The organism is Ruthenibacterium intestinale, assembly GCF_040096265.1.
Taxonomy (GTDB): Bacteria; Bacillota; Clostridia; order Oscillospirales; family Ruminococcaceae; genus Ruthenibacterium; species Ruthenibacterium komagatae.
Genome location: NZ_JBBMFA010000045.1, coordinates 1 through 5,735, shown reverse-complemented (window position 1 = coordinate 5,735; position 5,735 = coordinate 1). Strand labels below are relative to the sequence as shown.

The window sequence follows — 5,735 nt, the reverse complement described above, 5'->3', positions numbered from 1 at the left end:
AACCACCTCAAAAACGCCCCGGCGGGCATGCCCGCCGGGGCGTTTTTGTTTTCAGAAATCGAAGTCGCAGCTCACGCGTTCAGAAATCACGCTGTGCACAAACTTTTTCACTTCCATGTGAGCCGGGTGATCCTGGTACACCGCCAGCGCGTCCCGGTCGGCCAGCTCAGAGACCAGCGCCACATCAAACCCGGCGAACCCGCGCCCCACCTGGGCGCTGACAAGGCCGGGCACCACTCCTACCAGACCTTCCAGTTTTTCCTTCATTTGGGCGGCGTTTTCGTCCTTGTGGGCGGGGTCGGTGAGATTCCATAATACAATGTGTTTTACCATAAACTGATTCTCCTTTTTGTATTTTCAGGGCTCGGGGTCTTCTTCCTCCGCCGGCGGGCGGATGGCAAGAGGGCCCAGGCCCAGATCATTGTTCAGACGGCTGGCGCTTGCAATGGACGTTTTGCCGTACTTTTTGCGAATAGCGTCCAGGCTTTTTTCCAGATGTTCCCGCTTTTCATCGCTTTGGGGTTCCGGCTCCAGCAAAGAGAGCTGACGGGCGTCGGTGCCGTCGGTCAGGCCCATGGCCGTGACGCTGAGCATGCGGATGGGCTTGCCGGCGGGCCAGTTTTTGTCCACCAGTGCCAGCGCGGCGCGGGCAATGTCCCGGGCCAGATGAGTGGGGGCGGGCACAGGCGCCTGCCGGGTGATGGAGCGCAGGTCGGTATCTTTGATGAGAACCTGCACCACCGTGCACAAAAGCCCGTGGGCGCGCAGCCGGGCGGCCACTTCGTCGGAGAGCGCGGTCACGCCGGTGACCACGTCGTCCCGGCTGACCAGGTTGCGGCGAAACGTCATGTTGTTGCCCACGCTTTTCACTTCGGGCTGTTCACCGGCGGTTCGCACGGGGGCGTCGTCTTCGCCCAGGGCGTACCGGCGCAGCTCGCCGCCCAGTTTGCCCAGGGCCTGCTGCAGCTGCCCGGGGTCCGCGCCGGCCAGCTGACCGATGTTGCGCACCCCCAGCCCGGCCAGCGTCTTCTGAGTGGCACGGCCCACGTACAAAAGGCTTTCCACCGGCAGCGGCCACACGATGCGCTTGAAGTCATCCGGGCCGATGACCGTGGTGGCGTAGGGCTTTTTGTAGTCGGACCCCAGTTTGGCGAACACTTTGTTGAAACTGACGCCCACGGACAGCGTCAGCCCGGTTTCCTCACGCACCACACGGCGGATCTGGTCGGCCACTTCTTTGGGCGAAGCGCCGAACAACCGCCAGGTGCCGGTCATGTCCAGCCAGCTTTCGTCAATGCCGAAGGGCTCCACCCGGTCGGTGTAGCGGGCGTAAATGGCGTTCACCTGCCGGCTTTTGGCACGGTACCGGTCATGATGCGGGGGCAGCAGCGTCAGGTTCGGGCATTTGCGCAAGGCACTGTACACCGTTTCCGCCGTCTGAATGCCGAAGCGCTTGGCCGGTTCGTTCTTGGCCAGAATGATGCCATGGCGGTTTTCCGGGTCACCGCAGACAGCCACCGGCACGTCCCGCAGTTCCGGATGCGACAAAAGTTCCACTGACGCATAAAAACTGTTGCAGTCGCAGTGAAAGATCACCCGGTCCGCGTTCATGCTGCCACCCCCTTTTTGTTTATTATATCATTTTATGATATAGTAGAAAACAGCAATTGTGGAGGAGAAAAAATGGCAAAACCCAAATGGTATACTCTGTTTGCATGGGGCTGGACAGCCCTGTTTGTGGTGGTGCTGGCGGATGTGATTTTCAACAACCGTACGCCCTATTATGAGGTGAAGGCCCTTCCGGCGCTGGTGTGCGGCGGCGCGGTGTTTGCGGTGCTGACGATGGCATGGCGGCTGTGGAAAAACACGGCGTTCAACCCGAAGGACGCCTGGAAGCCGTGCTTGTGGCGGTGCTGCTGGGCGGTTACTGGGTCCTGCAGCTGGTCTTTGCCTTTGTGCTGGAAGTGCAGCCCACCCGCACCTGGGATTTTGGCCTGGTGTTCAGCGCGGCACAGCAGTATGCCCAAAGCGGGGTGCTGCCCGGCGATTACTTCAGCCAGTTTCACAACAATGCGCCCATGTACCTGGTGCTGGTGGCTTTTTTCAAAGTGCTGGGCGCCCTGGGTGTGCAGGATGTGATGCCGGCGGCACTGGTCTGCAATACGCTGTGCGTCAATGGGGCGCTGCTGCTGTTATACCGGGTGCTGCGCCGGCTGTATGGCGCCAAGAGTGCGCTGTTTGGCCTGGCGGGGGCGTTTTTGTTCCTTCCGTTCCTGTTGTACGGCCCCATTGTGTATACAGACACAGTTACATTGCCCTTTCCCATCGGTGCGCTGGCGCTGTGGCTCAGTGCACGGGAGCGGCCCGCGGGCGCCGGGCGAATGCTGCGCTGCGCGGGTGCGGGCCTTTTGGCAGCGGCGGGCGCCTGGCTGAAAATTACGGTGGCCATCGCTTTGATCGCGGTGGTGCTGGATGCGCTTTTGTATGCGGGCGGGCGCCGCGGCTGGAAGATGGCCGGGTGCATGGTGCTCAGTTTTGCGGCGCTGTACGGTGCGCTGAGTTTTGCCGCACTGCACAGCCCCTGGCCCTGCCTACGACCGGGAAAAGGCGATCCCCTGGCAGCATTGGGTGATGATGGGGCTTTCCGGCGACGGCGGGTACAACGACGCGGATTATAAGCTGACCCTTGCGGGTGAAGACTACAGCGCACGGGTGGAGATCGCACAGGATGAAATCGTGCGCCGGGTGCGGGAGATGGGCATCACGGGCCTTGCGGCCCATGGGGCAGACAAGCTGAGCTATATTTTCGGCGACGGATTGTACTATGCGTCCATGAAGCTGGACATCGGCAATGTGCACAAGGGCAATCCCCTGCAGGCGTACTTCGTCCAGGGAATGCCCCACACCGGGCGGGCCGTGTACGCCGCGCTGGGCATGCAGACGGCGCTGCTGGCGGGCCTTGCGGCGGCGGGGGTGCGTTCGGCCCTGCGGCGGGACCACCGGGCCACGGTGCTGCGTGTGGCGGTGCTGGGGCTGACGCTGTTTTTGCTTTTGTGGGAGGCGCGCAGCCGTTATCTGCTGAATTTTTTGCCGGTGATGCTGGCAGCGGCCTTCCCCGCAGTTGACGAAGGCCGTCAAAGCGTTTAGAATGAACGTAATGGCGCATGAGCGCATTTTTATTGAGAAAAGAGGGAGAGATATGGATAAGAATACAAGCAGAATCCTGCAGGAACTGGCCAATGCCGCCGACGAGGCGAAAAGCGCGGTGCACAGTGCGGCTGCCGCCATGGGCGAAAAGTACGACAGCGTGAAGGCCGGGCTGGAGATGAACCGGCTGGAGATCCGCCAGGAGGCGGTGTTCAGCGACATCGGCCGGGTGCTGTTTCTGATCCACACCGGGAAAATCAAGGATACCATGGAGACCGACGAGGGTCCCCGTTCGCCCCAGCAGGTGATCGACGAGCTGCTGATCGGCGCGGAGCAGATCCAGCAGGAGATCGACGCGGCACAGGCGCGCATGCAGGAGAACCGCCCCGGCCGTTACTGCACCAAGTGCGGCCGCGAAGTGGGCGAGGACGACGTGTACTGTGCTGCCTGCGGCGCGAAACTGGCGGAGAAATGACCGCCTGAAAGAGAGGATGAGCCGTCATTTTTTCCCTGTATGACTATTTTTGGTTTTTTCTGATTTACTCTTTCCTGGGCTGGTGTCTGGAAGTGTGCTTTTGCACGGTGGACACCGGCAAGCTGGTGAACCGCGGCTTTCTGAACGGACCGGTGTGCCCCATCTACGGGTTTGGCATGTCGGCGGTGCTGGCGGTGCTGACCCCGGTGCAAAGCAGCACGCTGGCGCTGTTTTTGGGGGGAATGGTGCTGGCCAGCGTTTTGGAACTGGCCGGCGGCTGGGCGCTGAAAAAGCTGTTTCACACCACCTGGTGGGACTATTCGGACCAGCCCTTCAATCTGGGCGGATACATTTGCCTGAAGTTCAGCCTGGCCTGGGGCGTGTGCATTGTGGCGGTGATGCGCGGCATTCAGCCGCTGGTGCACCGCCTGGTGCAGGCGCTGAACAGCACGCCCGGGCGGGCGCTTGCCGTGGTGGCCGGTGTGGCGCTGCTGTGCGACATTGTGGTCACGGTGCAGGCCTTGATCCGTCTGGACCGGGACCTGGGCGCGATCAGCGATGTGGCGCGCCTTCTGCGGGACGGAAGCGATGCGGTCAGCGAACGGCTGGGCACCGCTGCCCTGCGGGTGGACGCGCAAGTGGATGAGCGCCGGCCCGCGGCTGAGGCGCGGCTGGACATCGCCCGCGCCGAGATGCTGGACCGACGCAACTATGTGGCGCGCCGTTTGATGCGCGCTTTTCCCCAGATGAAAAATCACCGGTATGAGGCAGCCATGGAGCAGCTGAAGGACTGGCTGAAAGAGAAAAAAGGATAAGGAGACCCCACATGAAAACATCCCCGTTGAAAGGCATGAGAGATTATTTGCCCGCCGAGCAGCGCATCCGTGACTTTGTGCAGAGCGAGATCCTGCGCGTGTACCGGGCGTCCGGCTTTGAGCGCATTGCCACCCCGGTTCTGGAGGACATGGAGAACCTGGACAAAAGCGAGGGCGGCGACAATCTGAACCTGATCTTCAAAGTGCTGAAGCGCGGCGAAAAGCTGCAGAAGGCGCTGGCCGGCGGCCAGGAGAAAGATCTGTCCGACATGGGCCTGCGGTACGATTTGACGCTGCCGCTGTCCCGCTATTATGCGGCCAACAAGGAGCAGCTGCCCAGCCCCTTCAAGGTCATTCAGACCGACCGGGTGTACCGGGCCGAGCGGCCGCAGAAGGGCCGCCTGCGCGAGTTTGTGCAGTGCGACATCGATATTCTGGGCGACGAGAGCCCCAACGCCGAGGTGGAACTGATCGACGTGACCGCCCGTGCGCTGATGGCCATCGGCTTCCGGGATTTCACGGTGCACATCAACGACCGCCGTCTGCTGCGGCAGATGCTGGAGGGCATGGGTTTTGCCGCCGACAGCCTGGATTCGGTGTGCGTCAGCTTTGACAAGCTGGATAAGATCGGAGCCGAGGGCGTGGCCGCGGAACTGCGGGAAAAACAGTGCCCGGAGAGCGCGGTGGCTGCCCTGAGCGCCTTTTTGGAAAAAGGCCAGGTGGGCCTTGCGGACGTGGCCGGACTGTGCGCAGACAAGAGCCTGGGCGACAACGTGCGCTATGTGATCGATACCGTGGAAAAGCTGGCGGACGGCGCCTATGCCGTCGCCTACGACCCGTCGCTGGTGCGCGGGCAGGGCTATTACACCGGCATGGTGTTCGAGGTCAGCTGCGCCGGCTTCTCGGGCGCGGTGGCCGGCGGCGGCCGTTATGACAACATGGTGGGCAAATTTTTGGGCCAGAAGGTGCCGGCGGTGGGCTTCTCCATCGGGTTTGAGCGCATCTGCGCCATTCTGCTGGACCAGGGCTTCACGGTCCCGGCCGAGAAGAAACGGCTGGCGCTGCTGTATGCCCCGGGTGCGGATTTTGCCGGGGTGCTGGCCACGGCCGCACAGCTGCGGCAGGAGTACGCCGTCACGGTGCTTGCCGCGGGCAAAAAAGTGGGTAAGCAGATCGACCGTCTGGCACAGAACGGATATGCCGCCGTATGCTTTGCGGACAAGTATCCCGAGATCAAAACCATTCAATAAGCGAAAAGGACCGGTTCCCCGCGGGGAACCGGTCCTGGGGGTTTTTTT

Annotated in this window: 7 protein-coding genes; 5 read left to right on the top strand and 2 right to left on the bottom strand. The window is 62.0% G+C overall.

Annotated elements, in window-relative coordinates; genetic code table 11:
• Window positions 1-51: 51 nt before the first annotated feature.
• Both WMO24_RS02235 and dinB read right to left on the bottom strand, forming a co-directional pair.
• Entirely contained in the window at window positions 52-333 is a 282-nt protein-coding gene (locus WMO24_RS02235) for a Dabb family protein (RefSeq protein WP_349214616.1), read from the bottom strand.
• Window positions 334-357: 24 nt separating this feature from the next.
• The gene (gene dinB, locus WMO24_RS02230) at window positions 358-1,611 is read right to left on the bottom strand and encodes a DNA polymerase IV (RefSeq protein ID WP_349214614.1); all 1,254 of its coding nucleotides are present in this window, start codon (window positions 1,609-1,611) and stop codon (window positions 358-360) included.
• A gap of 236 nt (window positions 1,612-1,847) precedes the next feature.
• Here dinB and WMO24_RS02225 point away from each other — a divergent pair, with 236 nt between their 5' ends.
• Genes WMO24_RS02225 through hisS form a run of 5 tightly spaced genes read left to right on the top strand, consistent with a single transcriptional unit; the run spans window position 1,848 to window position 5,687 of the window.
• On the top strand, window positions 1,848-2,678 hold the full coding sequence (locus tag WMO24_RS02225) for a glycosyltransferase family 39 protein (RefSeq protein WP_349214612.1): 831 nt from the start codon (window positions 1,848-1,850) through the stop codon (window positions 2,676-2,678).
• On the top strand, window positions 2,632-3,147 hold the full coding sequence (locus WMO24_RS02220; protein ID WP_349214610.1) for a glycosyltransferase family protein: 516 nt from the start codon (window positions 2,632-2,634) through the stop codon (window positions 3,145-3,147). Before WMO24_RS02225 ends, WMO24_RS02220 begins: the two co-directional genes overlap by 47 nt.
• A 52-nt stretch (window positions 3,148-3,199) precedes the next feature.
• Window positions 3,200-3,622, top strand: coding sequence for a zinc ribbon domain-containing protein (locus WMO24_RS02215; protein ID WP_349214608.1), 423 nt, complete (start codon window positions 3,200-3,202; stop codon window positions 3,620-3,622).
• A gap of 26 nt (window positions 3,623-3,648) precedes the next feature.
• A complete protein-coding gene (locus WMO24_RS02210; protein ID WP_349214618.1) occupies window positions 3,649-4,437 on the top strand; it encodes a putative ABC transporter permease in 789 nt (262 codons plus the stop codon).
• A gap of 11 nt (window positions 4,438-4,448) precedes the next feature.
• Window positions 4,449-5,687 (top strand): histidine--tRNA ligase, encoded by a 1,239-nt coding sequence (gene hisS / locus WMO24_RS02205; RefSeq protein ID WP_349214606.1) that lies wholly within the window; start codon window positions 4,449-4,451, stop codon window positions 5,685-5,687.
• Window positions 5,688-5,735 lie beyond the last annotated feature (48 nt).

Excerpts from the sequence above, each read along its gene's own strand:
- WMO24_RS02235 (WP_349214616.1), bottom strand. The coding sequence starts at position 333 with ATGGTAAAACACATTGTATTATGGAATCTCACCGACCCCGCCCACAAG.
- dinB (WP_349214614.1), bottom strand. The coding sequence starts at position 1,611 with ATGAACGCGGACCGGGTGATCTTTCACTGCGACTGCAACAGTTTTTAT.
- WMO24_RS02225 (WP_349214612.1), top strand. The coding sequence starts at position 1,848 with ATGGCGGCTGTGGAAAAACACGGCGTTCAACCCGAAGGACGCCTGGAA.
- WMO24_RS02220 (WP_349214610.1), top strand. The coding sequence starts at position 2,632 with ATGATGGGGCTTTCCGGCGACGGCGGGTACAACGACGCGGATTATAAG.
- WMO24_RS02215 (WP_349214608.1), top strand. The coding sequence starts at position 3,200 with ATGGATAAGAATACAAGCAGAATCCTGCAGGAACTGGCCAATGCCGCC.
- hisS (WP_349214606.1), top strand. The coding sequence starts at position 4,449 with ATGAAAACATCCCCGTTGAAAGGCATGAGAGATTATTTGCCCGCCGAG.